19 protein-coding genes and 2 pseudogenes are annotated in these 25,554 nt (G+C 31.4%); 14 read left to right on the top strand and 7 right to left on the bottom strand.

The annotated features are described in order from the left end of the window. Positions 1 to 4: 4 nt before the first annotated feature. Entirely contained in the window at positions 5 to 1,465 is a 1,461-nt protein-coding gene (locus tag FYJ81_RS06600) for an ABC transporter ATP-binding protein (RefSeq protein ID WP_107384011.1), read from the top strand. A gap of 22 nt (positions 1,466 to 1,487) precedes the next feature. Here FYJ81_RS06600 and FYJ81_RS06595 read toward each other — a convergent pair. Next, a pseudogene (locus FYJ81_RS06595) lies at positions 1,488 to 1,883 on the bottom strand (transposase); the annotation flags it as partial. Between the two features lie 317 nt (positions 1,884 to 2,200). After that, positions 2,201 to 4,180 carry a helix-turn-helix transcriptional regulator gene (locus tag FYJ81_RS06590; RefSeq protein WP_195837322.1) on the bottom strand — a complete coding sequence of 660 codons (1,980 nt, stop codon included), beginning with the start codon at positions 4,178 to 4,180 and terminating at the stop codon, positions 2,201 to 2,203. A 462-nt stretch (positions 4,181 to 4,642) separates the two neighbouring features. Here FYJ81_RS06590 and FYJ81_RS06585 point away from each other — a divergent pair, with 462 nt between their 5' ends. From FYJ81_RS06585 to FYJ81_RS06570, 4 genes are all read left to right on the top strand, one after another. After that, the gene (locus tag FYJ81_RS06585; protein ID WP_154409487.1) at positions 4,643 to 5,668 is read left to right on the top strand and encodes a LacI family DNA-binding transcriptional regulator; all 1,026 of its coding nucleotides are present in this window, start codon (positions 4,643 to 4,645) and stop codon (positions 5,666 to 5,668) included. Between the two features lie 200 nt (positions 5,669 to 5,868). Continuing rightward, positions 5,869 to 7,164, top strand: a complete 1,296-nt coding sequence (locus FYJ81_RS06580) for an MFS transporter (RefSeq protein WP_224395352.1) — start codon at positions 5,869 to 5,871, stop codon at positions 7,162 to 7,164. Between the two features lie 16 nt (positions 7,165 to 7,180). Further along, complete coding sequence (xylB, locus tag FYJ81_RS06575; protein ID WP_154409486.1) at positions 7,181 to 8,665, top strand: xylulokinase; 1,485 nt, start codon at positions 7,181 to 7,183, stop codon at positions 8,663 to 8,665. A gap of 19 nt (positions 8,666 to 8,684) precedes the next feature. Then, positions 8,685 to 9,755 (top strand): NAD(P)-dependent alcohol dehydrogenase, encoded by a 1,071-nt coding sequence (locus tag FYJ81_RS06570; protein WP_154409485.1) that lies wholly within the window; start codon positions 8,685 to 8,687, stop codon positions 9,753 to 9,755. A 350-nt stretch (positions 9,756 to 10,105) separates the two neighbouring features. Here FYJ81_RS06570 and FYJ81_RS06565 read toward each other — a convergent pair whose 3' ends face one another. Then, positions 10,106 to 10,369: a hypothetical protein gene (locus tag FYJ81_RS06565; protein WP_107384230.1), complete on the bottom strand. Its 264-nt coding sequence runs from the start codon at positions 10,367 to 10,369 to the stop codon at positions 10,106 to 10,108. A 206-nt stretch (positions 10,370 to 10,575) separates the two neighbouring features. Here FYJ81_RS06565 and FYJ81_RS06560 point away from each other — a divergent pair, with 206 nt between their 5' ends. Next, complete coding sequence (locus FYJ81_RS06560) at positions 10,576 to 11,250, top strand: haloacid dehalogenase type II (protein WP_107384229.1); 675 nt, start codon at positions 10,576 to 10,578, stop codon at positions 11,248 to 11,250. A 249-nt stretch (positions 11,251 to 11,499) separates the two neighbouring features. Here the strand turns inward: FYJ81_RS06560 and FYJ81_RS06555 are convergent, their stop codons facing one another. Continuing rightward, entirely contained in the window at positions 11,500 to 12,669 is a 1,170-nt protein-coding gene (locus FYJ81_RS06555) for an ArgE/DapE family deacylase (RefSeq protein WP_154409484.1), read from the bottom strand. 160 nt (positions 12,670 to 12,829) lie between these two features. On the opposite strand from FYJ81_RS06555, the gene srtA reads away from it, so the two are divergent. Beyond that, positions 12,830 to 13,429, top strand: coding sequence for a class A sortase SrtA (gene srtA, locus FYJ81_RS06550; RefSeq protein ID WP_107384227.1), 600 nt, complete (start codon positions 12,830 to 12,832; stop codon positions 13,427 to 13,429). A gap of 83 nt (positions 13,430 to 13,512) precedes the next feature. On the opposite strand, the gene FYJ81_RS06545 is transcribed toward srtA, so the two are convergent. Then, a complete protein-coding gene (locus FYJ81_RS06545) occupies positions 13,513 to 14,181 on the bottom strand; it encodes an N-acetylmannosamine-6-phosphate 2-epimerase (protein ID WP_107384226.1) in 669 nt (222 codons plus the stop codon). A gap of 165 nt (positions 14,182 to 14,346) precedes the next feature. Between FYJ81_RS06545 and FYJ81_RS06540 the strand changes: the two genes are divergently transcribed. After that, on the top strand, positions 14,347 to 15,144 hold the full coding sequence (locus FYJ81_RS06540; RefSeq protein ID WP_107384225.1) for a MurR/RpiR family transcriptional regulator: 798 nt from the start codon (positions 14,347 to 14,349) through the stop codon (positions 15,142 to 15,144). A 146-nt stretch (positions 15,145 to 15,290) separates the two neighbouring features. On the opposite strand, the gene FYJ81_RS06535 is transcribed toward FYJ81_RS06540, so the two are convergent. After that, the gene (locus FYJ81_RS06535; RefSeq protein ID WP_154409483.1) at positions 15,291 to 16,163 is read right to left on the bottom strand and encodes an ROK family protein; all 873 of its coding nucleotides are present in this window, start codon (positions 16,161 to 16,163) and stop codon (positions 15,291 to 15,293) included. Positions 16,164 to 16,388: 225 nt separating this feature from the next. Here FYJ81_RS06535 and FYJ81_RS06530 point away from each other — a divergent pair, with 225 nt between their 5' ends. The 4 genes and pseudogenes from FYJ81_RS06530 (at position 16,389) to FYJ81_RS06515 (ending at position 20,706) form a co-directional block, all read left to right on the top strand. Continuing rightward, positions 16,389 to 17,270, top strand: coding sequence for an N-acetylneuraminate lyase (locus FYJ81_RS06530; protein WP_107384223.1), 882 nt, complete (start codon positions 16,389 to 16,391; stop codon positions 17,268 to 17,270). 25 nt (positions 17,271 to 17,295) lie between these two features. Beyond that, positions 17,296 to 18,839 (top strand): annotated as a pseudogene (locus FYJ81_RS06525) (sodium:solute symporter). 288 nt (positions 18,840 to 19,127) lie between these two features. After that, complete coding sequence (locus FYJ81_RS06520) at positions 19,128 to 19,934, top strand: Cof-type HAD-IIB family hydrolase (RefSeq protein WP_107384221.1); 807 nt, start codon at positions 19,128 to 19,130, stop codon at positions 19,932 to 19,934. A gap of 112 nt (positions 19,935 to 20,046) precedes the next feature. Next, entirely contained in the window at positions 20,047 to 20,706 is a 660-nt protein-coding gene (locus FYJ81_RS06515; RefSeq protein ID WP_107386190.1) for an NAD(P)H-dependent oxidoreductase, read from the top strand. 175 nt (positions 20,707 to 20,881) lie between these two features. Here the strand turns inward: FYJ81_RS06515 and FYJ81_RS06510 are convergent, their stop codons facing one another. Beyond that, entirely contained in the window at positions 20,882 to 21,691 is an 810-nt protein-coding gene (locus FYJ81_RS06510; protein ID WP_107384219.1) for a VOC family protein, read from the bottom strand. A gap of 185 nt (positions 21,692 to 21,876) precedes the next feature. Between FYJ81_RS06510 and FYJ81_RS06505 the strand changes: the two genes are divergently transcribed. Then, positions 21,877 to 23,658 carry an ABC transporter ATP-binding protein gene (locus FYJ81_RS06505; protein ID WP_107504917.1) on the top strand — a complete coding sequence of 594 codons (1,782 nt, stop codon included), beginning with the start codon at positions 21,877 to 21,879 and terminating at the stop codon, positions 23,656 to 23,658. Continuing rightward, on the top strand, positions 23,651 to 25,414 hold the full coding sequence (locus tag FYJ81_RS06500; RefSeq protein ID WP_154409482.1) for an ABC transporter ATP-binding protein: 1,764 nt from the start codon (positions 23,651 to 23,653) through the stop codon (positions 25,412 to 25,414). Before FYJ81_RS06505 ends, FYJ81_RS06500 begins: the two co-directional genes overlap by 8 nt. The last annotated feature ends 140 nt before the right edge of the window (positions 25,415 to 25,554 follow it).

Genomic DNA, 25,554 nt, shown 5'->3' with positions numbered 1-25,554 from the left:
GAATATGATTCAATTAAAAGATGTGTCTTTTAAATACGAAGAAAGCAAAAGCAAGATATTAAATAATATTAACCTTACTATTGAAGATGGTGAGGTTATTTGTTTAACTGGGACTTCAGGCTGTGGAAAAACTACCTTAACGAGGTTGCTTAATGGTATTATTCCTAACTTTTATAAGGGAGACATAGACGGCCAAATTTTAATAAATCATAAAGATGCACAACAGCAAGATGTTTATGAGTTAACACAACAAAGTGGCTCTGTTTTCCAAAACCCAAGGTCACAATTTTTTTGTTTGAATACGACAAGTGAACTTGCATTTGAACTTGAGAATTATGGTATATCACCCAGTCAGATTATGACACGAATCAAAGAAGCTGCTGAACAATTTAATTTTAAACACCTTTTAGATAGGGACATATTTAATTTGTCAGGTGGCGAAAAACAAATGCTGGCTTGTAGTGCTATTCAAGTATATGGTCATGAATTGATTATTTTAGACGAACCTTCGTCAAATTTAGATTTTAATACCATTTTTAAAATACAACAAATGATCAAAATTTGGAAAAATGAAGGTAAAACAATTATCATTGCCGAACACCGTTTACATTATTTAACTGAAGTAGCAGATCGCTTTATTATAATGAAAGATGGGAAAATAAGTGAAATTTATGAAAACGAACAATTTAATGCTTTATCAAATAAACAATTAGCAACTCTAGGATTAAGAAACATTCATTTAGAACAATTGAATGTAAAAGCTAAACGTAATAATAAATTGGGATACTTAAATTTGCAAAATTATTATTTTAAATATAAAAGAAGACAGAAATTAGCTTTAAATATAGATGATGTCAATATTAGTAAGGGCAAAGTGACAGCGATTATTGGTCATAATGGCTCAGGTAAATCAACATTTGCACGTTGTTTAACAGGTGTCGAGAAAAAATTTAAAGGCTTTATTGATACTGGAGAAAAGAGGATAAAGACACAACAAAGCCTAGTAGATACTTATTTGGTATTTCAAGATGTTAATAATCAATTGTTTGCTGAAAGTGTGGAAGAAGAACTGAGGTTGAGTAATCCAACTTTAGATGATGAGACAATAAAGCGATGTTTGCAAAACTACAATATATCTGAACATTTTGATAGACATCCTTTATCGCTATCTGGAGGAGAGAAGCAGCGTTTAGCTATTGCTAGCGCAGTAGAAACGAAACGAGATATTCTGATTTTTGATGAGCCTTCTAGCGGTCTAGATGGTCATCATATGCGTGAAATGAGTACAATCATTAATAAATTAGCAAATGAAGGGCATACTGTGTTAGTTATAACTCATGATTATGAAATGTTACTTTCATGTGCAGATGAAGTGCTTCATTTGGAAAAAGGTAAAGTTAAAAAACAATATGAGATTAATGAAGATACTGTTGGATATTTGCAATCATTTTTTAATATCGTTTAAAAAATAAAAGATTTAAATATTATCAATGAGTAAACGAGTTCGGGATATAAATGTATCTGACTAAACAGAAAACGATAATTTCTATTGAAATATGTAGAAATTTGTTGTTTTCTTTATTTTTCTTAAATTTAATGCCATTAGGACAAATCCTAATTCTCTTTTGCCTTTCTCTATCCCTCGAACTGGCATTCGAGTGAAACCCAAAATAGCCTTCATGAATCCAAAAACTGGTTCTACATCAATTTTTCTTTGACTGTAGATTTTTTTAGTCTCTGGTTCTGAAAGCTGTTGATTAATTTGAGATTTAAAATATTCCCAATTAAAATGCTTCATTATCTTCTTATTCGTTTTTGAATTATTTTTTCATACATAAATTTTTAAGTGGACATTTTAAACAATCATCACATTCGTATAATTTGAGTCATGTTATAATCTTTATACATAAGGCACCTCGTTAATTTGGTTTAGTAGTGTTTATTAAATTATACGAAAGGGCCTTATTTTTTGAATAAAAATGCAAATTGTACTGATTTTGTAACGTGCTGACGCCCGGGGGAATAGTATGAGTGAGAGACTACAGGCTCGAGCCATACCCCAGGCAAGCATGCACGGTCAAAATCGGAAGATTTTAAATATAAAGAGGACAAATCCATTGTTAAGGATTTGCCCACTTATTTTGAGAATGGGGATTTATGTCACAGTCTCTTTTACTTTGCTTTCGAATCATTTTGTTCATCAAGAGTGAATCGGAAACATGATATATTTTATTTCTGATTCTGAAACTTTAATCGTCAATAAATTATGATAACTATGCATCGTTAACTTAGAAAGAGGAATATTTGCATTGTTGATTTGTTCGAGAATTTTGGAATCAATATAACTTAAGTCAAGATTATTTGGGATTAACTGTGATATGAGACCGTGATTTTCATTAAGTACTCGAGTGTAAACTGGAAAATCGGTGATGTAATTATGAACGATATTTGCAACCAGGTCAGATTTTTGTGTTGAATAATTTAAAGTATTAAATAATAGTATGTGAAAGTGGTGCTTAGATTTTCCAATTAAACCGTAAGGCAATTTAGCGATATGCAAATTAAAAAAAGGTTTTAATAAACTGAAAACGTGAACAATTGGCATCGTACTACAATTATGGTTAACCAACATAAATTGGTCATCATCTTCAGAAAAATATGGAAATGCAAAGCCACCAATTAATGTTTGGAATTCAGTTAATAAATGCATAAGTAAAATATGTGGTGATACGGACATTGCTTTATAGTAATGTTTTAAATTAGAGTGCGTGATATTATTAAAAATTATCTTTTTAGCAATAGATGGATGTAATTGGTTTAAAAATAGCATGATGAGCTGACGGGTATCAAAAGTATTATCAGAGTTGAACCAATTTTTTGATAGTATGCTTTTTAGTAAGTAGCAATCAGTATCAATAAAATAATAATCTGCATTCAATGTACCAATATTTTTTTGGAACCTTGCAAAATTCCCACTATTTTCTAAGATGTGTCTAACATTTACCGCACATTTCAAAGTGGGAAATTGTTGTTTAAAGTTTTCAATTAATCTTTGATCATTTTTAAACGTTTTATGATTTGTCTCAACAAGCAAACTAACATTTGAAATATTATCATTAAGTAGTGTTAATAAATTTAATATTTTGATGATTTGATAATCAATTGTTTGCGAAAAAGGCGGGTTGTCAACTTTTAAAGTTATTTCAAAACCTTTGATAAGCAATTGCTTGATCGCTTCAAAGACGTTGTGATAATCTAATTTGTTTAAATCATCGAAATTAGTGTGAAGTAAAATTAAATTTGGCTTTGAAATTAGCGATAGTATTTTAATTGAAAAATTTGATCGATTAAATGAAATTAACTTATGTAAATCTTCAAATGTGATAAAAGTAGGTGTCACATTAAATTTGTGAGTATACTTCAGTTTATCCAAAACGATTTGATTAGACGAAATATGTTGATTATGAGAAAAGTTACACATTTTGTTGATAATCTTAGTTAAGTTAGATGTGCTTAAAGAAACTTGGTACGGTGAATTCAAATCATTTTTCCTGAATTGATGAATATAGTATTTTGGTGGCATTTTTACATAAAATTTGAAGTTTTTAGAATATGTACTAACGTTAGTGTAACTATATTTTAATGCGACATCGTAAATACTTTGTTCCTTTTCTAATAAATCAAATAGGGATAATGCAATTTTAAGAGAACTTGTATATTGTTTGAAATTCATATTTAATATTTTGGAAAATAAAATAGATATATACGATTGTGATATATAAAAAGCTTTAGACACTTGCTTTGTAGTTAAAGGTTCATTGATATGTTTATGTATGTATTGAGTCAGACGTTGAACTAAAGGATGCTTGGTATACAAAGTTGGTAGATATTGATCATCTAAATGGACTTTTGCTTCTTTAAGTAAAAATTCAATAATATTTGATATATAAAGATGCATGTATTTTCGATTTTGAATGTGATTATGTAATTTTTGCAAAATTAAGTTACGAAATTGTTCTATATATTTATCTTGTTTGATATCAAAAAAGGCGTTAACGATGGATTTATCCTTTTCTATAAATAAAGGGAGTGGTATTTTAAGTTCTATTAGATTTTCAATATCAATATATTGATATAAATCTGCATTATTAATTATACAAGCATGGTCAATGGTTATCATCGATCCATTTAAATTTATTTTACACGACTTATTTATAGGAATTAAGATAATGATTTCATTTATGCATCTCGCTAATTCAGTCATATAATGATTTTTTATTGATAGAGAACTTATCACAAAGATCACCTTTACTTTATTATGTGACACTCACAATTAAATTATTAACGTTATTGTACAACTGACGCATACAAAATAGTTAGGTTACAAATAAAGTTTATTAAAATGATAGTAAGAATTAATAATTCGTATTTTGAATATAAGGGTAAATTGCAAAATCTTTATTTTGGAAAATAAAACACCCTTTGAAGTAATAAAATGATTAGTGTCCATTCAAATTACGCGATAATGAAAAATTTCCAAAATTTATGATAGCGTTTGCATTTATTATTATAAATATATATAATGAATTTAGCTGACAAGAATATGTCGAAGCAAATAACTTAAACGTTTAAGGTGGGGGATATGGTAAAAAACAAACCTACACTTCATGATGTAGCAAAAGTTGCTGATGTATCTATTGCGACCGTTTCTAATGTTTTAAATAACAAAAGTACTGAATTAGGAAAAAAGACGAGGCAAAGAGTATTAGATGCAATTGATAAACTGCACTATGAACCAAACCAATTTGCAAGAAGTTTAAAAACTGGACAATCTAATTTAATTGTTTTCATTGTACCTGATCAAAATCCCTTTTTCACAGAAATACTGACAGAATTAAATAACGAATGTCAAAAACATCAATTACATGTAGCTGTTGTGTCGTCAGAGGAAAATGAACTAAAGCAACAAGCCTTAATAGAAACGTTTATCGCACAAAATGTAAGCGCTATTATATTAGTGCCTGTAAAATCTAAATTGAAGTTAAAGAAAGAGTGGAAGCAAACACCTATCTTGACAATAGATAGAAAAATAGATGGCGCAGATTTACCTTCTATAAGCGTAGATAACAAAAAAGCAGCGTTTAATGCAACTCAAAGAATTATTGATAGTACCTGTAAAAATATAGGGTTATTGTTAGCAAATCCTGATATTAGCACAACCTCAGAGAGAAAATTGGGTTATGAACAAGCGTTGAAGAAAAATAATATAAAGTTAGATGAACAAATTATTTATTATAGTAATCAGCAACTGGGCACGGATGCGCAAATTGATAGCGGCTATCATGCGACGAAATCATTAATTAATAAACATGTTCAAGCCATTGTGGCAACTAATCATTTATTGTTATTAGGTGCGTTACAAGCAATAAAAGAGAGTGGCAAAAAAATCTCTAAAGATGTAATTATAATTGGTTTTGATGATAGTTATTGGAATGAAATTTATACTCCGAAATTATCAGTCATTTCACAACCTACAAAAGAGATAGGTCGTGTCGCCGGAGAAATGATCAATCATCTAATTCAAGGGGAAAATGTTTCTTCGGTAGAACTAGATACGAAATTAATTATCCGTGAATCATGTTCATTTGCTGAGGATAAGAGATTATGATTAAAACTTGAAAACATATTCTTAATCTAATAGCTGTTGATGCTTGTTATGGTTATATACAGTTGAAAAGCTATAGTTATATAGATTATTTAAGCAAGACGGGTTTTTAAAATCATTTGATTTTAATCCCGTTAACTTAATCACTAAAACTTAAACGTTTAAGTTTATTTTAATCATTTTTTAAATAAGGGGGAAATATTTTGGATAACGTTACAATTTCTAAAGATAGTCCAAAAACATGGATGGGTATTCCGAAAATTATTTTTATTGCACTTATAGCTATATTTATTTTTATGACAGGAGATGGTATTGAACAGGCATTTTTATCAAAAAATATTGTTGATATAGGCTTTTCTAGTGGTCAGGCTTCTTTAGTTTTTACAGTTTATGGTGTGATGGTAGTTGTGGGGTCATGGCTAGCGGCTGTTTTATCTGATGTTTACGGTCCTAGGAAAATAATGGCTTTAGGAACGGTGATATGGCTGATTTTCCATGTGCTTTTTTTACTGTTTGGAATAGGAATGGAGAATTTACCCATGATGTTAGTGTTATACGGTATTAGAGGATTGGGTTATCCTTTGTTTTTATATGGTTTCTTAGTATGGGTGACCTATATTACTGATAAAGCAAGACTAGCCACAGCAATAGGTTGGTTTTGGGCAATGTTCTCAGTAGGTATGGGAGTAATTGGTACTTATTTGCCTAGTTTCACTATTCCATTTATAGGTTTTAATGGAACATTATGGATGTCTTTAATATGGATTTTTATCGGCGGTTTAATCGCATTTATAGTTGTAGGAAAACGCGATGTAAAACCGAATATAACGCTTTCAGTTAAACAAAGATATACTAAAGTATTAAAAGATATCGGCGTCGTGTATAAAAATCCAGACATTATTAAAGTTTTTATCGTACGTATCATCAATCAATTATCATTATTTGGGTTAGTTATTATCTTCCCAGTATTATTTACGGAAACTATTGGTTTTTCAATGCAACAATGGTTATGGACATGGGGGACAATGCATGTGACATGTATCGTTGGAGATGTAGTTTGGGGTATTATCGCTGATAAAATTGGTTGGAAACGCCAAGTAATGTTATTCGGTTGTATTGGTTGTGGCATCACGACATTATTATTCTATTACTTACCAATTCTAAGTGGTGATGTGTTTGCAATCGCAATTTTATGTGCAGTATTATTTGGTATCACTCAATCAGCATTTGTTCCTATTTTTGCGATTTTTACAGCCTTAGAGCCCGATCATATTGGTGCTACACTTTCTTCACATAATCTTGCGGCAGGATTGAGTAATTTTATTGCACCATTAATTGCTACGCTTATTTTACCATTATTTAATGAAGTGGGCGTTGTATGGGCTTTTGCAATTTGTTATTTCGTAGGTGCAGCAATCACTTATTATATTAAAGTTCACCAACCTGGCTTTGGAGACGATAAAGTTAGAACATTAAACACACAAGTTGAAAATTATTAAGAAAGGGAGAGGTAAATTGGAAAATGTTGTACTTGGTGTAGATTTAGGTACGAGTTCAGTGAAAATTATCGCTGTGAATAAATGTGGTCATGTTATTGAACAGTCAAGTATTCCTTTGAAATTGAGTCAACCATATGCTGGTTATAATGAACAGGATCCTGAATCGTGGGTTGATGCAGTAAAAGAAGGTATAAAAAAATTGATAAATAAAGATGCAATGGCAAATATACGTATTAGTGGTCTTTCATTTTCTGGACAAATGCACGGTTTAGTACCATTGGATAAATCATACAAACCTATTAGAAATGCAATATTATGGAATGACACTAGAACTACTAAACAATGCGAAGAACTAGAAAATAAATTTGGAAAAACGCTTTTAAATAATCCTATACTCGAAGGTTTTACATTACCTAAACTTTTATGGATGAAACAGAATGAGCCGGATTATTGGCAACAATTATCTGTGTTTTTGCTGCCTAAAGATTATGTACGCTATCGATTAACAGGTCATATTGCTATGGAATATAGTGATGCAGCAGGTACGCTTCTCTTCAATCCTAAAACAAATAACTGGGAAAAAGAAATAGGTGATAAGTTGAGCTTTGGTGATATATATCCACCGTTAGTACAGTCGCATAGCTACGTCGGTAACGTTACAGAAATTGTAAAAAATGAACTTAACATTACCGAAGATATTGCTGTTTTTGCAGGTGGCGCAGATAACGCATGCGGTGCACTAGGTTCTGGTGTTATAAAAGAAGGTCAAACGTTATGTAGTATAGGAACTTCAGGTGTGATTTTATCGTGTACTTCAAACAATGAAGTAGATTATGGCCACAATATTCATTTCTTTAAACATGCCATGCCTAATATGTCATATGCAATGGGCGTTATGTTAAGTGCAGGTCATAGTTTAAATTGGTTAAAAGAAATGCTTTTTAAAGCATATTCTTTTGATGAAATCTTGAATTTTGCTGAGAAATCTACAATTGGAGCAAATGGGTTATTGTTTTCACCATATATTCAAGGAGAGCGGACACCACATGGTGATGCATATATTAGAGGAAGTTTTATTGGCATAAATAGTAATACAGAAGAAGCGGATTTTGCACGAGCTACAGTCGAAGGTATTACTTATTCACTGTATGAATCTATTGTATATATGAGAGAAAACGGTAGGCAAATTGATGAAATTATTTCAATTGGTGGAGGTGCAAAAAACAGATTTTGGTTACAAATGCAAGCCGATATTTTCAATACTCAAGTCACTGCATTGAAATATGAAGAAGGACCAGGTGTAGGTGCAGCGATGCTCGCTGCATATGGTTTAGGCTGGTTCAATACAATGGAAGCTTGTGCTGAAACATTTATAGCATTAGGAGAGACATATAAACCTAATAAAGAAAATCATAAAAAATATAAGCAGTATTTTGAAGTTTATAAGAATATATACGCACAGACAAAAACGATGACAGAGAGCTTATTAAAGATTAATTAACTTTTAGGAGGAATTTAAAATGAGTAATAATATTCCAGAAACAATGAATATTTCAATATTAAATAAACCATTTGAGATGGAACTTAAAGAAGTAGATGTACCTAAGTTAGGAGCGACAGATGTTTTAGTAAAAGTGATGGCAGTAGGTGTTTGTGGTTCAGATGTTCATTATTATGAACACGGTCGTGTAGGAGAATTTGTAGTTGAAAAACCACTAATTTTAGGACATGAATGTTCGGGAATTGTTGCTGATATTGGTCCAGAAGTAACACATTTTAAACCTGGAGATAGAGTTGCTATTGAACCTGGTGTTCCATGTGGAGAGTGTGAATACTGTAAATCTGGTAAATATAACTTATGTCCAGACGTTAAGTTTTTAGCCACACCTCCTATTGACGGCGCTTTTAGTCAATATATAAGTCATCCTGAAGGGTTTCTATTTCATATTCCTGATGCGTTATCATATGAAGAAGCAACATTAAATGAACCATTCTCAGTCGGTGTACAAGCATGTAAACGTGCGAACGTTCAACCAGGTTCTACAGTAGTAATTATGGGCATGGGCCCAGTGGGGTTGATGGCTGTCGTAGCAGCAAAAGCTTTTGGAGCTACAAAAATTATCGTGTCAGATCTTGAACGAATAAGATTGGATGAAGCATTAGAACTCGGTGCAACACATGCTATAAATATTAAAGAAGAGGATGTTATAACTCGTATCAATGAAATAACAAATCATAGAGGTGTAGATTATGCTTTTGAAACTGCAGGCAATCCTACTGCACTACAAAATGCATTAGCGGCCTTGAACAATGGAGGAACTTTAGCAATAGTTGGCTTGCCTCAACAAGAAAACATTGAATTAAATATACCGTTTATTGCTAATCATGAAATCAATGTTGTAGGTATTTTTAGATATGCTAATACTTATCCAATGGGCATTGAAATGTTATCTTCAACTGCAGCAAATTTAAATACAATGTTTACCGATTCATATGATTTAGAAAATGCACAAGAGGCTATGGAAAGAGCGAGAACAAACAAAAGTGGTTCATTAAAAGTTATGGTTTATCCTAATGGAAAATTAAAGTAAGCGCATTATAAGAAGATCTAAAATCACTGCCTGAAAGTGATTTTAGATCTCTTTTCAAATGAGCAATTTTTGCACATTTGTTGAGAATGCAGTGCGATACCATTTGTGTTAATGGGTGCATAAAGTTTAATTCTGGGAATGGAATATAACTATGATGATAGATGGCAATAAAAGCCTAGAGATATAGCACGAAACATTCTCTTAGAATATTATATAACTTAAAATGTATTGTTACAATATAAAATTCATAAAAATTAAAATAGTTAGATGATACGCGTTATAAATAAAAAATAGTTACTTTACTGTAATAATATAAAATTGAGCTTTGAATGATTGAATAACAATGATATTTACTTTTCTTTTTGATAAAGTTCAAATGCTTTGTACAGAAATAATAGGAAAGAGATGATTAAAAACAAAGTGAATAATCCATTGAAAATAGGATTGCTAAAAAATTGAAAAATGGTAATAGCGCTCAATGATTCTAAAAATACTGAACCGGTTGTTTGTATTTGTAAGAAGTCAAATGAAAATAAAATTAAAGTAATCATCAACATATAACCTGTGGCGATAAAAAAGAGGTTTAATAAATCTAATAGAAACATTCTTCTCATAACAACCAGCCTCCCTTCTTACTGTTCTATAACCGTTTTGTAGTATAATAAAGCTATAATTAAAAAATTTACAAAAAATTAATAAATGATAGAATGCATCACCTTTCAATGACCTTTATCATTTTACAAAAATGATAAGAAACTGTTTGACTTTGTTGAAACGTGATAAAGAATAGTAAATGTGTGTTTTGAATAGGAGGTTTAAAATGTATAAAGCAATTATTTTTGATGTTTATGGAACACTTTTTGACATGTCCTCTTTAAAAAAAGGTATGACCCAATTTGATGATGAACAAGCAACATCTATTTCTAAACTGTGGAGAAAAACGCAATTAAATCACATGTTTTTAAAACAAATTATGCAACGATATATCCCATTTGATGAATTAACAAAAGAAGCTTTACGTTACACAATGGATGAGCACAAAATAAAATATGATCGAGAAGATATAAATCGTTTGTTTGATGCTTTTTTAAATTTAGAATATTTTCACGAAGTACCTAAAGTACTTGCCCAGCTGAACAGCATGAATATCAATGTAGGTATACTATCCAATGGAAACGATAATATGCTTAGACCATTGATTGATAACTCTGAATTAAGTGAAGATATCAATACGGTTATGAGTGTTAATGAAATTAAGCAATATAAACCAAGCCCTGCAAGTTATGCATTGATTTTGAAATATAATCATTTGAAAAGAGAAGAAATATTGTTTGTTTCTTCTAATTCTTGGGATGTAACTGGAGCAACAAATTTTGGCTTTGATACGGTTTGGGTGAATAGACAAAAAGAACATTTTGATTATAATGGACAGAATCCTACAATAACAGTTAATAATTTAAATGAATTAATTAATTGGTTAGAGATGAAAAAATAAATATTCATGTTCATCCATAATGATTACAAGAAATCAAAAGTCTTAGTGACTTAGATGAAAAGATGGCGTACACGCTCGGATTATCATACATCATATTTCAAGCAAGCATGCTACGGTCAAATTTGTAAGGCGTTAAATCTAAAAGGACGAATCCACTTCATATGGATTCGTCCTTTATTTGAGTATGAGGTTTATATTTTAGCCTTTACTTATTGAGCTCATGGTAGTTATATTATGTGTTTTGTTATTTTATTTAGAAGTATTTAAATATTGTGGTAATAATTGGCAATATAAATCTATAAAAGCTAGATAAGTATCTTTATAAACATATTCATCAACTTGATGTGCTTGGCCAGTTTCGCCTGGACCATACATTACAAATGAGAAACGTTCATCTTTATCCTTCATTAAATATGATGCGTCTGTAGTTGCAGTAGAAGAAGTTACTTCTAGGTTTCTATCAAAATAAGAATCACCTAAAGATTTAGCCAATTTTAAGAATTCATTATCCCCTTTAGTATATACAGGGTCACGATTTACATAAGGATTAACAGTAATATCAGCGTCACTTTCTTGTTTAACTTGATCTTTTATACTGTTAAATAGTGCTTCAAATTTATTATTATCGTAATCTGGTATAGTACGCATATTAAACAATGATTCAGCATAAGCTGGTATTGAGTTGACTTGATCACCACCGGAGATAATTGTTGAATTCATTGTTGGGGTACCGAGTAATTCACTTTTAACATCTACTTTGTTATAAGCTTTGTTTAAATAATGAATAAAATCAACCAAAGGATTAATTGCATTATAACCTAATTCAGGCATTGAGCTGTGTGAAGATTTACCTTTGGATATAACTTGAATATCCATTGTACCTTTATGTGTATAAACAATGCCATCTTGTGAAGGTTCTGCAATTAATAAAGCTTCGACGTCATCCATATAACCTTTTTCATGTAATAAAGCAGCGCCATCACTCGTTACTTCTTCTCCAGCAGTCGCCATAAATCTGATTGTACCTTGATTTAATGTACCAGCTTCTTTAATTTCTATTAAACTAATTGCTAAAGCAGCTAATCCAGATTTCATATCTGCAGCGCCACGTCCATGTAATCTACCTTGATCATCTTCTGTGAGCTTAAATGGATCATAATTCCATAAATTTTCATCACCCGTAGTGACAACATCCATATGTCCTGAAACACCAACAACAGGTTTGCCATCACCAATTTCTGCCACTAAGTTAGCTCTCGTAGTTTCACCTTCAAGTTTTTCAATGTTGGTTTGAATTCCGTATTTATTAAATAAATCCTGTAAATAATGTGCGACATCAAGTTCATTTTCATTCACAGATTGAATTTCAATAATGTCAGATAATATTTTTACACGTTCATCATCTGAAAATACTGACATACAAACACATCCTTTATATATATTGAATACTTTAGTATCTACCACATTATGAAATTTTTAAAACTATAAAAGGTTTTATGGAGAAATTAACGTTGTTAGATAATGAGTTGTGCTATACTTACAATGAATATTTTGATTTAGAAAAAGGAGTATTCGTTACATGAAAAAATGGGGAAGTAGGCTTGTCACACTAATTGGTGTAGCACTCATCATAATAGCGATTTATTTATTTATAAAACCAAAAATTGATAATTACTTTGCACAAAAAGACAATGAAAATAAAATAGAACATTATGACAAACAATCTAAAACCTCTGAAAATGAGAAAGTAGAAATACCTAAAGATAAGACAAAAATGGCAGGATATTTATCAATCCCTGATGCAGATATTAAAACACCTGTTTATCCAGGACCTGCCACGCCCAAACAATTAGATAGAGGCGTAAGTTTTGTGGAATCAAACGAAACATTAGAGGATCAAAATATCGCAATTGCAGGTCATACATTAACGGGTCATTCGGATTATCAGTTTTCTAAGTTACCTGAAACAAAAAAAGGAAGTAAAGTTTATTTTAAAGTTGGAGATGAACGAAGAACGTATAAGATTACTAAAATTTATGATGTGAAACCAGATGAAGTCGAAGTGCTAGATGAACAAGCATCGAATAAGAAGCAGTTAACATTAATTACATGTGATAATTACAATGAGCAAACAGGTGAGTGGGAAGATAGAAAAATATTTGTTGCCGAGGAACTATAGCATACTAAATAAAAAATTATATAAAAACCCATATTCATTAACCATGTAGGAACCATGTATTTGAATACGGGTTTTTTAAATTATTAATTTTCAATTGCTTGAATAAATCTTTTAGTGATTTCTTTAGGGCGTGTAATCGCACCGCCGACGACTGTACAGTGAACATTTAATTCTGTAACTTGTTTAAACATTTCAGGTGTGATGACATTTCCTTCAGCTATGACTTTCGCATGAACATGTGATAGCACATCTTTTAAAAATTGGAAATTATCTTCATACAAAATATGTCCTTTTGTATAACCAGTATAGCCACGAAGGGTAGTTCCTATGTAATCAAAACCTAATTTATCAGCATATTGTGCTTCTTCAAGTGTAGAAATATCAGCCATGATTTCTATATTTGGTGCATGCTGACGTATATATGAAACAAGTTCTTTAAGTGATTCTTTAGGACGTGCTTGCTTTGTGGCATCAAGAGCAATGACTTCACATTTACTTTCTAGTAATTCATCGACTTCTTTACGTGTTGCAGTGATAAAAACATCAGAATTTGCATAATCTCTTTTTACAATACCGATGACAGGTAAATTCACTTCTTGTTTTATAGCAATAATATCTTCTTTAGAATTTGCTCTAATGCCTACAGCCCCACCTTCGTATGCAGCTAAAGCCATTTTTGACATGATAAAAGATGAATGTAATGGCTCATTTTCCAAGGCTTGACATGAGACAATTAATCCTTGTGGTAACATAATTATACACTCCGTAACTTTAGTAGATTTAATAAAATACTTTATTATCTAATAGATTTATATTTTTAATATAACACCAAGAAAATAATAATCAATATATTTCATTGTTATGAAAAACATTTTCATTTATAATATAGCTAATATTGGGATGGGAGGATGCACAAAATGAAATTCGAAAATCGCGTTCAACGTTATCATCATTTATTTACCAAAACAGATAAACAAATCGTAGCATATATTCAAAACAATGACTTTGACGACACATTTTCAACAATTAATTCATTAGCATATGCGATTGGTACTTCACCTGCAACAATCACAAGGTTTAGTAATAAATTAAATTACGAGAACTTTCAAGATTTGAAGTTTAATTTACAGCAAGAAATGTCAGAAAGAGTAATAGAAAATAGTCCATTAATTCAACGTATTCATAAATATCATCAAAATATTATTCAACAAACAGGAGAATTTATTTCTGATGAAAAAATTCAAAGTTTTGTAAACCAAATTATTCGTAGTCGGCAAATTATTTATGCAGGACTTGGTAGTTCTGGATTATCAGCTACTGAATTTTACTATCGTATGATGAGAATGGGATTGAAAGGGAATGTGTCTACAGATGCACATCAAATGAAAATATTTGCTTCTTTATTATCAACTTCCGATACATTTGTTGCAATTTCAAATAGTGGCGAAACTACAGAGCTTATCGCTGCAGCTAAAGTTGCACATGAACGTGGTGCATATGTCGTAGTGATAACAAATTATGAAGGAAGTCCAATTACAGCGTGTGCGGATTTAGTGCTTATTACTACTGATCAATCTAGGAATAAAGACACCCAATTTATCAATACTCAAATAGCTACATTATTTTTAATAGATATCGTCAGTTACTTATTATTGGACGATACGTATATGCATAATGTATATCAACATACTAAAAAAGTAGTATTAAATGAATAGAATCATTGTGAAAATAAATATTTTTGATTAAAACATAAACGCCAAATTCTATTGGGATAATTTAGAATTTGGCGTTTTTTATAGTTTTGCCTTTTAAAACGGAGTAACTTTCATTATTATGACAACAAAATGATGACAAAAACTTTTTAAAATCTAGAGACTGCTCCGTATAGTGCAGCGTGATTCTGTGTACTTGTTGTTTGTATTTGAGCATGACCGTATTGTTCAGGTAAATAACATTCGACTTTTGGTATGATGTATTTTAATAAATTTTGACCTTGTGACGAAACACCGCCACCGATCAGTATTAACCCAGGATCATAAATGATTTGTATTTGAGCGATGCCTTCTGCGATGGAATCACTCCATTGATTGAGTATGGCTAGTGCAAGCGTATCTTGTTGATCTGCTAGTTCAAATAATTTTGGCACATTGTCTTGATGAATAAACCCTTTTTCTAACATGAGTGCTTTTAAGGCAGTTGTTGAGGCACGTTGTTCAAAGGTTTTGTTTGTTTTTCTATCATAAAGCAAATAACCAATTTCATTAGCGCGATTTCTTTCGCCATTGTATAGTTGCGCGTATTTGTTATAAAAAGCGCCACCAATTCCTGTTCCCAGAGTTAAGCAAAAAATATTTTGTGAGCTGTAATCATGGAAAGCCAGTTCTCCTAATAATGCTGCATTGACATCATTAAATACATTCACCTGAGCATTTAACGGTTCAAGCAAAGATTTGAAGTCAGTTCCCTTATAATTGGGAATCGTTGGCCCAGCGTATTCAACTATACCGCGCTGTTCATCTATAACGCCTGCGCTAGAAATACCAACATAAAGTGGGTCGATTTGATAAGATTTCTGCAACATCATTACAAGCTCATAAACTTTATCCCTAATAAGCGTATCGATGTTATTTGGGGTAGGTGTTTTGATGTACTCTATAAAATTTAATGATTGATCTACCACAGCAGCCTTAATTTCTGTTCCCCCAATATCAATAGCAATCTTATATTGATGCATATTTGCACCCTCCTTAATTTCTACAAGAAAATCAATATTGAAAAAATTTTTCACGTATATCATTATAAAATGATGCATTTTTTCAAAAAGCTATTGCCACACTCTATGATAGCGTTTACAATTTGAACTGTAAATAGAATAAATAAAAGATATTTTTTAAAGCATTATATGTTTATATAAATGATTAAAAATAATAACTTAAATATATAGATGGAGGGTTATAAAATGGAAGAGAATTTAAAAGGTTTATATGCAGCATTATTAGTACCATTTGATGAGGATGGTCAGGTTAAAGAGGAAGGATTGGCGCAAATTGCACAAAATGCCATTGAAACTGAAGGATTAGATGGACTTTATGTTAATGGCAGCTCAGGCGAAAACTTCTTATTAAATAAAGAGCAAAAGAAACAAGTTTTTAAAGTTGCTAAAGAGGCAGTGAATGAGAATGTAAAATTGATCGCTCAAGTTGGATCATTAGATTTAAATGAAGCAATAGAGCTAGGTAAATATGCAACTGAATTAGGGTATGATGCAATTTCTGCAGTTACACCATTCTATTATCCATTTTCATTTGAAGAAATCAAAGATTACTATTTTGAATTAATTGAAGCGACACAAAATAATTTGATTATTTATGCAATTCCAGATTTAACTGGCGTTAACATTTCTATAGAACAATTTGGTGAATTATTTAATCATGAAAAAGTGGTCGGTGTGAAATATACTGCTCCTAACTTTTTCTTATTAGAACGTATTCGCAAAGCGTATCCAGATAAATTAATACTTTCTGGTTTTGATGAAATGTTAGTACAAGCGGCTATTTCTGGTGTAGATGGCGCAATTGGCTCTACATATAATGTCAATGGTAGACGCGCAAGACAAATTTTTGAAAAAGCTAAAAGTGGTCAAATTGATGAAGCTTATCAAATTCAGCATGATACTAACGACATTATTGAAAATGTGCTGTCTATGGGCATTTATTCTACATTGAAAGAAATTTTAGCGACACGTGGTATTGATGGTGGATTACCAAAACGTCCGTTCAAACCGTTCAATGAAAACAACAGAGCTAAATTAGAATCATTAATTAACAAATACGATTTATAGGTTACCGTATAAGGGGATGAATTAAATGGAACAAGTTGGTTTTGGTATATGGAACTGGGTGGCAGTAGTTATTTACCTTTTAGTTATGCTTTTAGTCGGTGCATATTTTACCAAACGCGCAAGCCAAAGTACAGATAGCTTCTTTACGGCTAGTGGTCGTTTGCCTTCATGGGCAGTAGGGTTCTCTATTTATGCCACAACTTTAAGTGCGATAACTTTTATGTCTACGCCAGAAAAGGCTTTTTTGACAGACTGGTCATATATTGCAGGTAATATTGCGATTGTAGCAATTATTCCTTTACTTATATACTTTTATGTACCTTTTTTTAAAAAATTAAAGGTGACGTCTGCTTATGAATATTTAGAGGCGCGTTTTGGACCTAGTATTCGTGTTATCGGTTCATTGTTATTTGTGTTATTCCATATTGGGAGAGTAGCCATTGTTATCTATTTACCTACATTAGCGATAACTTCTGTATCAGATATGAATCCATATGTAGTGGCAAGTTTGGTTGGTATTTTGTGTATTCTTTATACATTCCTTGGCGGTTTTGAAGGTGTTGTATGGAGTGATTTCATTCAAGGCGTCATTCTATTAGGTGGCGCAGCAGCAATCATTATTTTAGTGTAGTCCACATTCAAGGGGGAATGGGGACTGTTGTAAGTGATGCATTAGAACATAAAAAAATCATTAGTGCTGATAACTGGAAATTTAATACTGCAGCCGCAGCAATTCCTATCATCTTTTTAGGGAACATTTTTAACAACTTGCATCAATATACAGCAAGTCAAGATGTGGTACAACGTTATCAAGCATCAGATTCTATATCAGAAACAAAAAAATCTTTATGGACGAATGGGGCCTTAGCTTTAATATCGGCGCCGTTATTCTACGGTATGGGAACAATGATGTACTCATTTTATAGTCATGAAAGTGCATTGCCTAAAGGGTTTAATACTTCTTCTGTAGTACCATACTTTATACTTACTGAAATGCCACCATTTGTTGCTGGACTATTAATAGCAGCCATATTTGCAGCGGCACAATCAACCATTTCTTCAAGTTTGAATTCAATTTCGGCTTGTATTTCTGTTGATATTAAGCACAGATTCTTTGGCAAGAAAGATGAAAAAAGTGAAGTTGGATTTGCTAGATGGATAATTATCCTTTCGGGATTATTTGGATTCGGTATGTCTATTTATCTAATTGCAGCAGATTCTAACGACCTTTGGGATTTATTCTTGTTAATTACTGGTTTAGTAGGAGTACCATTGGCTGGTGTATTTGCGGTTGGTATATTCACACGTCGTACCAATACGTTCGGTGTACTGATGGGATTAATATTTGGAATTATTTTTGCTTATATCTTTAACGGAATGGGTGGCGGCAATTCACCATTCTATGTATCTATTATTTCGTTTATAGTAGCATTTATTTTCTCTTATATCATAAGTATTATCGTGCCAGGTAAACCAAAAGATATTACAGGTTTAACAATCTATGATATTAAAGAAAAATCTAATTATGTTTCTATTGTTCGTATGAAAGAAGACAATCAAGAAGGCTAAAGCTTTATAAAGTTAGGTAAAATGAATCGTACATTGAACTGTCATAGAACAGATTTTTTCCAATGTTAAGCTAAGATAATTTTTAGAAAATGAATACGTTATTCAAGGCAGATAGAATCAAGCATATTGCGTATGTGCTTTCTATTCTGCCTATTTTTATTTAAAACTTTAAAAATTAGATTATTCACAACTTAAAGGATATAATTCAATTTATTTATTTTAATTTAGCGATGAATATGGATATAATGAATTACAGATATAAGCAGAGCATTTGAGGGGATGATAAGTATGATAAAAGCAATCGCAGTAGATATGGATGGTACATTTTTAGATTCAAAAAAACAATATGATCAAGAAAGATTTAATCGGATATTTCAACAATTGAAAAATGAAAATATTAAATTTATAGCAGCAAGTGGTAATCAATACGCAAAATTAAAATCTATTTTCGGAGATAAAGCTATGTTTTTTGTTGCTGAAAATGGCGCGGTTATTTATGAAGGCAATACGTTATATGATTACCAAGCATTTGAAAAAGATGTTTTCCGTAATATTGTTAATTATTTAAATATCACCCGTGGTATCAACGAAATAATTGTTTGTGGATTGAAAAGTGCTTACATATTAAAAGACAATGAGCAATCATTTAAAAAAGATGCACATTTTTATTATCGACAATTAAAAGAAATTGAATCCTTACAAAATTTACCAGAAGACGAATATGTAAAAATCGCTTTAAATATAGATAGAGCAACACATCCTACACTTGATAAGGATTTGTCAAAACGCTTTTCACAAGATTTGTCACTTGTATCAAGTGGTCGAGATAGTATCGATATTATCATTCCAGGTATGACCAAAGGAAATGCATTAGCTAGATTATTAAAAAAATGGGGATTAACGGAAGACGAGCTCATGGCATTTGGAGACGCAAATAATGATTTAGATATGTTGCAATTAGCAACATATAGTTATGTGATGGAAAATTGTGAAGATGAAACATTATTCGAAATTGCAAATTATGTAGCACCATCAAATGATAAGCAAGGTGTTTTATCTATTATTGAAGATCAAGTGCTTAAAATGAATAAGTAATATCTTATATCTTAATTCGGTATTAAGCTTAAACATTTTATTTTAATCCATGTAACAACCTATCCTATACTAAAAGGTATAAGATACAAATGGAAAGGATGGCAAACAAGAAATGAATGATATGCAACAAACAATTATAAATGCGTTTAATTTTAGACATGCAACAAAAAGGTTTGATTCAAATAAAAAGATAAATGAAAGTGAATTTGACACTATCTTAGAAGCGGGTAGACTGTCCCCGAGCTCTCTGGGATTAGAACCTTGGAAATTTATCGTAATACAAAATTCAGAAATTAGAAATAAGTTAAAAGAAATAAGTTGGGGTGCAAAAGGGCAGTTAGATACAGCAAGCCATTTCGTAATTATATTGGCACGTAAAAATGTAACTTCTAAATCACCATTTGTACAACATATGATTCGAGATATTAAGCAATACAGCGAAGATAGTATACCTGCTACGGAAGAAAAATTCGATAATTTCCAAACAAGTTTCCATATTAATGATAATGCACAAACATTGTTGGAATGGGCTAAAAAACAAACATACATTGCATTAGGTAATATGATGACGAGTGCGGCATTATTAAATATTGATTCTTGTCCGATGGAAGGATTTGATTTAGATGCTGTAACGCAATTTTTAATTGATGAAGGCTTGATGGATGAAACGCATTTTGCACCATCCGTAATGGTTGCATTTGGTTATAGAGAAACTGAAGCAAAAGAAAAAGTGCGTCAACCTCAATCTCATGTTGTAGAATGGGTTGAATAATAAGAACGACCATGACTAAAATATTTAAAGTTCGTACAAAAGAAAACCATGACATTAATGTCTTGACTTAAATAAAAAAACGTCAATTTCTATAATTATAATAGAAATTGACGTTTTTATTATTATAAACTTTAATAGCATGTTGAGTTATTATACTGTGCGTGATGTTTTAGCTTTATACTTTATCAGCTATTAATGACATTTGATTGTGTAAAGTAATATTTAAACCGTCTATTAAAAAAGTTTCTTCAACTTCATTGTTTGGTTTATAAATATCGATGTGGGCTAATCCATAGCTGTTATCATTTTCAATTCTCGGTAAGCTGGATTGCCAAGTATTTACTGCAATATGATGGTGATAATATTTAGATGACATAAACAGAGCTTGAGGAAAATCGGAAATATGTTGAAGCCCTAACTTATCAATGTAAAAATGTCTAGCTACTGCTAAGTCAGATGTTTTCAAATGCATATGCCCAATCTTTGCATTATTTGGTATTTTATCCCAACCTATCTCTGTTCTTTGATTAAGTAAATCAGCTGTATCTACTTGTAACGTATCCATTTTCACTTTGTCATTTTCCCACAACCATTCAGATTCAGGTCTGTCGTAATAAACTTCAATGCCATTTCCTTCTGGATCATTAAGGTATAAAGCTTCACTCACAAGATGGTCACCGCCACCAATCGGAATGTTTGATTGTGAAATATGAAATAAGAAATTAGCTAAATCTACGCGTTCAGGTAGTAGAATTGCTATGTGAAATAAGCCTGCTTCTCTTAAGGAAGGCTGACGTCCCTCTTGAATTTCATTTAATGTAATAGTATGGTCGCTCAAACCAACTTGTAAAATAGCAGAAGTATCATCTTTTGATACAACTTTAAGTCCTAAAATGTGTGAATAGAATTCCAACATTGTTTTTAAATTTTTAACATTTAAGGTGATATTTGTTACTTGAATTGCTGCTTTATCGTGAAAAGTCATCATTTTGCTCCTTTATAGTCAGTTGTGATTTATAACTATAAGTTAATATAAAAAGTATACCAAGTCAATTTACTTGTCTCGCTATTTAGAATTACACAACGTTTAAAATCACTACTATATTTACATTTAACAACATGTGGTAATATGTGAACATAAACAATTTGGATGATGAAGTGGGTGAGTGTATGCAAGTCTTTTGGAAATTAGGGTGGTTTTTCAGACAGCATAAAGGTAGTTATATTATAGGTTTGAGCACATTATTTTTGATTGCTGTGATTGAAATTTTACCACCACAGATTATCGGTAAGACGATTGACTATATGGTGGCTAATAAATTAACACCGAAATTATTAATAATTTATCTTTCTATATTAGTGTTGGTCGCGATTTTGACTTATGTATTAAGATATATTTGGAGATTATCGATATTTGGGACAAGTCAAAAACTAGGCCAAACATTAAGAACGTATTTATATAAAAAATATACAGTTATGAGTGCTATCTTTTATCAAAATAGAAGAACTGGTGATTTGATGGCACATGCAACCAATGATATCAGAGCAGTGCAAAATGCTGCAGGCGCAGGGATATTAATGATTGCAGATTCTTTGATAACTGGTGGAACCGTAGTTATCACAATGGCTGTAACAGTAAGCTGGAAATTAACACTGATTGCAATGATACCACTGCCTTTTATGGTGTTGTTAACAAGTTTTTATGGTTCATTACTTAGTAAAGGATTTAAAAAAGCTCAAGCAGCGTTTAGTAGATTGAATGATAAGACACAAGAAAGCGTGGCTGGTATTAAAGTCACTAAGACATTTGGTTATGAGGCTAGTGATCAACAGGATTTTAAAGATTTAAGTGATGATGTAGTAAATAAAAATTTAAAAGTTTCAAAAATTGATGCATTGTTTGACCCAACAATTACATTAGTTATAGGAATGAGTTACTTTTTATCAATTTTATTTGGTGCAAAATTAGTTTTCAATAATACAATCACACTTGGTCAACTGATTACATTTACGACTTATTTAGGCATGCTTGTTTGGCCATTACTAGCACTAGGATTATTTTTTAATATCGTTCAAAGGGCAAAGGCATCTTATGAACGAATTGAAGAAATTGGAAACACCCCTAATGATATAGATACAGATTATAAACTTAATACAAGACCATATGGGGATATTGAATTTAATATTAAACAATTTAATTTCCCGGGAAATTCGGAAGAAGGCATTTATGATGTGCATTTTGAAGTGAGTAAAGGTTCTACTGTTGGCATAGTTGGTAGAACTGGATCAGGGAAAAGCACATTAATTAGATTGTTACTTAGAGAGTTTGATACAAAGGAACCGAATGAAATCAAATATGGTGACCATCCTATTCGAGATTATAATGTACAATATTTAAGAGATCAGTTTGGGTATGTACCACAGGAACACTTTCTATTTTCTACTACCATTCGAAATAATATTGCATTTAGTAATGAAAAAATAGATGACAATCAGATATTTGCAGCAAGTAAAGCAAGTTATATTCATGAGGATATTTTATCTTTCCCTTATCAATATCAAACTGTTGTAGGTGAAAGAGGCGTATCATTGTCAGGCGGACAAAAACAAAGAATATCAATTGCGAGAGCGTTATTAATAAATCCAGAAGTATTAATACTTGATGACTCTCTTTCTGCAGTGGATGCTCAAACCGAAGAAGTGATACTAAACAATTTAGAAAAATTAAGAAAAGGAAAAACGAATATCATTACTGCACATCGGATGAGCGCTGTGAAACAAGCGGATAAAATAATTGTGATGGATCAAGGAACAATTGTTGAAAAAGGTACACATACTACTTTGATGAACCAAAAAGGATGGTATTACGAAACATATCGAGCTCAAGCTTTACAACAAAAGCTCACGCGTAATTTAGATGACTTAACGAAAGGGGACGATACTAATGGCTGAAAAAGTTAATTTAACTGCGAAAGACCAAGCCCAGTCTTTGATTAGGTTATTTAAGTATACGACCCCTTATAAAGGGATTATTGCTTTAGCGTTTTTAACATTAACAATATCTACCATAGCAAGTATGTTAACACCCTATTTGGTAAAGGTATTTATCGATGATTACCTTACGCCACGTATCTTTCCTCAGCAAGCAATGATTTGGCTTATTATAATCTTTATCAGCATTCAAATAATAGGTGCAGTAACAATGTATTTAAGTCAATATCTTTTTCAATATCTTGCTTTTAAAGTGATACAACAATTAAGGATTGACGCTTTTAATAAATTAGGGAAATTGGGAATGAAGTATTTTGATAAGGTGTCAGGCGGCAGTATTGTATCTAGGTTAACAAATGATACAGAGACAATTGTTGATATGATTATAGGCGTTTTTTCAACATTTCTTATAGCTATTTTCATGATGATCTCTAGTTATATTATGATGTTTATTTTAGAGATGAAATTAGCTTTAATTTCATTGGTGTTTTTACCAGTTATCATACTCATACTTGCGAGTTATCGAAAATACTCAGCTGTTTTATTTACAAAGTCGAGACAAAAATTGTCCGATTTAAATACAAAGTTAGCAGAATCTATAGAAGGTATGAAGATAATACAGGCATTTAATCAAGAAAAAAGGTTAAACAAAGAATTCAATCATATCAATGATGAACATTATCAATATATGTTAAAAACAGTGAAACTTGATAGCTTATTATTGAGACCTGCAATAAGTTCACTAGCTATTTTTGCTCTAGTTATGATTTTAGGTTATTTTGGTATCATCAGTTTTACAACAGGTATTACAGCTGGTGTTGTATTTGCATTTGTGCAATATATGGAACGATTTTTTGAACCAATCAACCAAGTAAGTCAAAATTTAAATATTTTACAACAAGCTTTGGTTTCAGCGAGTAGGGTATTTACTTTAATTGACGATGAAACGTATGAGCCTGAACAACAACCTGAGCCATCAAATACAATTGACAAAGGAAAGATTGAATTTAAAGAAGTGAGTTTTAGCTATGATGGTGAGACAGACGTACTTAAAAACATTAATTTTACCGTTAATCCGGGGGAAATGGTAGCGCTTGTTGGTCATACAGGTTCAGGAAAGAGTTCCATCATCAATTTGTTTATGCGTTTTTATGAATTTGAGCGAGGTAGTATTGAAGTGGATGGGCATTCAATTAAAACAATACCGAAACTAGAATTAAAGCAGAAAATAGGACTCGTACTTCAAGATGCATTTATATTTTATGGCACTGTAGCATCTAATATTAAATTGTACCACCCAACGATGACATTTGAACAAGTAAAGAAAGCTGCAGAATTTGTTCATGCACACCATTTTATTGAAAAGTTGTCAGATCAATATCAACATAGAGTAATTGAAAAAGGAAGTTCATTTTCAAGTGGTGAGCGACAATTGATAGCATTTGCAAGAACAATTGCGACCAATCCCAAAATACTTATTTTAGATGAAGCGACAGCAAATATTGATTCTGAAACGGAAAAACAAATACAACAATCTTTGAATACAATGAGAAAAGGAAGAACAACTTTAGCCATTGCGCACAGACTATCTACGATTCAAGATGCTGATAAAATACTTGTATTAAATCATGGAGAAATTGTAGAGCAAGGGACACATGAAACACTAATTCAAAAAAATGGTATTTATTATAATATGTATGTATTGCAAAATGGATAAATCATGTATTTTAGTACAAAAATAATAAAGTGCGCGAATTGCTATTATTTTAAGGTTTAAATGCAGCTAAACAATCAAAACTAAAGGTCTTCAGTCAAAGAACAATTGATGTAGATTCAATTGCTATATTTATAAAAGCG

It is taken from the genome of Staphylococcus sp. McC-251-APC-3A2, assembly GCF_009695665.1.
Lineage (GTDB): Bacteria > Bacillota > Bacilli > Staphylococcales > Staphylococcaceae > Staphylococcus > Staphylococcus cohnii.
Note: the sequence above shows the minus strand (reverse complement) of the source record. Positions and strands in the feature narration are given on the sequence as shown.